4 protein-coding genes are annotated in these 3,202 nt (G+C 34.5%); 3 read left to right on the top strand and 1 reads right to left on the bottom strand.

Annotated elements, in window-relative coordinates:
• Positions 1–173 precede the first annotated feature (173 nt).
• Together FTT70_RS13400 and FTT70_RS13395 are read left to right on the top strand one after the other, a co-directional pair.
• Positions 174–470 (top strand): mobilization protein, encoded by a 297-nt coding sequence (locus tag FTT70_RS13400; RefSeq protein ID WP_180168722.1) that lies wholly within the window; start codon positions 174–176, stop codon positions 468–470.
• 10 nt (positions 471–480) lie between these two features.
• The gene (locus tag FTT70_RS13395; protein ID WP_101162534.1) at positions 481–813 is read left to right on the top strand and encodes a hypothetical protein; all 333 of its coding nucleotides are present in this window, start codon (positions 481–483) and stop codon (positions 811–813) included.
• An 8-nt stretch (positions 814–821) separates the two neighbouring features.
• Here FTT70_RS13395 and repM read toward each other — a convergent pair whose 3' ends face one another.
• Positions 822–1,760 carry a replication initiation protein RepM gene (repM, locus tag FTT70_RS13390; protein WP_180168721.1) on the bottom strand — a complete coding sequence of 313 codons (939 nt, stop codon included), beginning with the start codon at positions 1,758–1,760 and terminating at the stop codon, positions 822–824.
• A gap of 766 nt (positions 1,761–2,526) precedes the next feature.
• Here repM and FTT70_RS13385 point away from each other — a divergent pair.
• Entirely contained in the window at positions 2,527–3,051 is a 525-nt protein-coding gene (locus tag FTT70_RS13385) for a hypothetical protein (protein ID WP_180103249.1), read from the top strand.
• The last annotated feature ends 151 nt before the right edge of the window (positions 3,052–3,202 follow it).

Here is a 3,202-nt window from a genome sequence, read left to right as displayed (position 1 = left end):
CTTGCTTTTGCTTTTGGGGTTAAGGGGTGTCCCCCTTACGCATCTTTTGACTTGAATGAAATTCAAGTCGTAAGTGCGCATTTCATGAAAAACACGATAGCATATTACCCGCTTGAATTTCAATTCACAGGGTCTTATGCTTGAGTGGTTTTCTATATCCCGAAATCTGAATCATGACAAAAGCTGCTGAAACTCTCGAAAAGAAAATCGAAGCCCAGTTAGAAAAGCTGAAACAGCTAAAGGCTCGTAAACAGGCTATCGAAGCTAGAGAAAAATCGAAGCAAAAAGAGCAGGAGAGAAAGGATGATACTAGACGTAAAATTTTGCTTGGCTCTTATTTGATTAAGAAGATGCAAGCGAATGAAGCCAATAAAGAAAAAATTCTTGCTGATCTAAATGAATACTTAACTGAAGACCGTGACAGAAAGCTTTTTGATTTACCTCTAAAAACAGAAACTAAAGATATTTAGGTAATTAGTAATGGATAAAAAATCTTTTTTTAAGCAATATTTTGAGATCGAAGCGAATTCCTCTTTACCCCATGCAGAAGACGCTTACAAAGATTTTGATTTCGACATTATGATTTCCAATCCTATTGGAAAAGAACCATATATTGTTGTATTCACTCCAGTAAAGGATAAAGAATCCTTATCCCTCATTGTTGAACTTCCTCAAAACGAGTGTCACATTGATTTTGGACATACTGATATTTTTTTCATCGACAAAAAGCCTGTCAGAAAAGGTAAAAAACGAATTAAATTATTAAAACTTATTAATAATTTTTTAAAGTCTAACGGACTAATTGAGGTCTAATCTTTTAATCATAACTGAAACCCTGATTTTTCTAAGAGTGGATAAAGTTCTCTAAATTTTTGAGGTTCTAAAAGCATGTCAGCAATACGTATAGCAAACTGCTGGTAGCTTTCAGTACCTTGAGAATATTTACTCATTTCTGGCATTTCAGAGAGTTTATTTGCAAATAAATGTCGTTGAGCATCTGTCATTTGGATAAAGAAATCAGGTGTATTTGGATCTCTTTTAAGATCAACAATCTTTTCAATTTTTGGTTGGTGCTTCTGCTTAAAGCTGAATGAAAACGCTGAAATTAATCGCCCTTTTTTATGCTGCTCATATGTTGCAGTAATGTCTGTATATTTATTAATTTGCTTAATAGCTGGCTCTAATACACGTTTTTTAAAGTCATTCATGGCTGTGTATTCAGTATCTTCAACACCAATTTTGCTTCTAAAATCCTCTAATTCAATTCTTGGAGTTTTACCAACTTCACGCCATGCAATTAAAAGCTCATATAAGCGGATTGCGTATTTACTGGTAAGTTGGCTGACTTGTTTAAGCTGATAACTCGTGAAATGCTGCTCAAGTCTTGTAATTAGTGGTACTACATCAGGTGCAAACGTAATCTCTAGTGTGGCCGAATCATCAATATATTTAATACGGCTTACCCATCTTGATTTTACTGTACCTACATTCCCTTTCTTATCTTGTTCTTTAAAAGAAAACTGTCGATCAAATAAGTTTAAAACAGCATTTTTTAATGCTTTATAAGCTCCATCATTGCTTATATCAAAGCGGCTAGCATAGTCCTTTGCATGTATTTCTAATTTACTATCGGCTGTAATACCGTTGCCTGTTTCTCTTGCATTAAGAATTGCTAAAAGTATTAAACGCTGTTCAGTTACTTCTAAGTTATAACTAGCATTAATTAACGCATTATCCTTCACAACAAGCTCATTTTTCATAATCAGATTATATTGTTACTTATAATATGGACATTGTAAATTAAAGTCACTAAAGGGTCAATACCTACAATGTCCCTTTATATAGACTAAATGTCCCTTTATAACCGACTAAATGTCCCTTTATAACCGACTAAATGTCCCTTTATAACCGACTAAATGTCCCTTTATGAGCGCTAAATGCCTTTTGTAGAAAGGCTTTTAGCGTGCTTAAAAGCATTTAAAAGCTTTAAAATATATATAAAAGCCTAAGCAGACATGAAAACAGCCCTATGCCCTCGCTAAAGCTCGGACGTTTTAACCTCGCTTCGCTCGGTTGAGGGGCTGTTTTTTTCAAATATGAATTGAGGATTTAATAAAAAAGAGACTATGCCTTCGCTTCGCTCAGTAGTCTTTATGCTCGCTTCGCTCGTCTAGAATTTGACTAATACAGTTCGCACCCATTCGGGATGCTCTGTATCTTTCGTTACGAAGCAAAAGGGAGCTTGTAATCAGAGAAAAGGCAGGGGCGAAATTTTAATGCCAGGTGGTCGCTCGTAGACACTCGCTCGGCTCTTACTGGAATGATTAAAATATCTAATCAAAACCGTGGAACATTGATTAAAGAATATTCGTGGAACGTGAAAAATCACAAAAAAAGCCCAAACAGGGATGTTCGGGCTATCAACTAGGAACTACAGCGTTGAATTATAAGGATAATTATAAAGCATTTCGTATAAGGTGTATTATGTTAATTTTAGAAAAACTTTAAAGAATTTAAACGAAATATATGAACTTAATTTCAGCAATTTTATTGAAGGAACATCCTATTAGTGGATGTATTCAAGATGGAAGCGGGAACCCTAAACCGTTTCCAATTCTTGCTATTGATGGGATTCCATTGAATATATGGATAGATAACAATACCAATATCATTGAAGAGACAAATACTCTTGTTCCAGCACAAGGATGGTTATATGACTTTGAAAACAATCTGTCTTTAAGTAATGCCTGGAAACTTCTAAAACCTGAAGTTTCTGAATATGGTGCTGTCTCGACAGTCGTACCAATTTTAATTTGTCCTGATGATTTAGACCTTGTGTGCAACGTAATTATGGTTGAACAAGTTACTACAGAAACAGAGGTCACATGGATCAGATTTGGACGAAGCTGGAATCATATAAACGATCTAGTTACATCAGTAATTTGGGAAAAGCCCTTTGCATCTCCTGTTTTAACATTCAAATTGAGTAATTTTGAAGAAGCATACAATAATTTAAAAAGCTTAGATAAAGTCTGGAATGGGGTTATTTAACATAATGGCGGTTATACGAAATTCAGTTGTCAGAAACCATTTATTACATCAAAAGTAATGAAAAAGTAAAGAATATGACTTATATTATCTTTACTTTAATGGTTTTTGAGTGAGGGAATCATGTCCGCAGTCAATTTCAATATGCGCTTAG

Source organism: Acinetobacter sp. YH01003 (assembly GCF_013420525.1).
GTDB classification, from domain to species: domain Bacteria; phylum Pseudomonadota; class Gammaproteobacteria; order Pseudomonadales; family Moraxellaceae; genus Acinetobacter; species Acinetobacter towneri.
Note: the sequence above shows the minus strand (reverse complement) of the source record. Positions and strands in the feature narration are given on the sequence as shown.

What these genes read in the sequence shown, in the direction of transcription:
- FTT70_RS13400 (WP_180168722.1), top strand. Translation starts at nt 174, where the DNA reads ATGACAAAAGCTGCTGAAACTCTCGAAAAGAAAATCGAAGCCCAGTTA.
- repM (WP_180168721.1), bottom strand. Translation starts at nt 1,760, where the DNA reads ATGAAAAATGAGCTTGTTGTGAAGGATAATGCGTTAATTAATGCTAGT.
- FTT70_RS13385 (WP_180103249.1), top strand. Translation starts at nt 2,527, where the DNA reads ATGAACTTAATTTCAGCAATTTTATTGAAGGAACATCCTATTAGTGGA.
- FTT70_RS13395 (WP_101162534.1), top strand. Translation starts at nt 481, where the DNA reads ATGGATAAAAAATCTTTTTTTAAGCAATATTTTGAGATCGAAGCGAAT.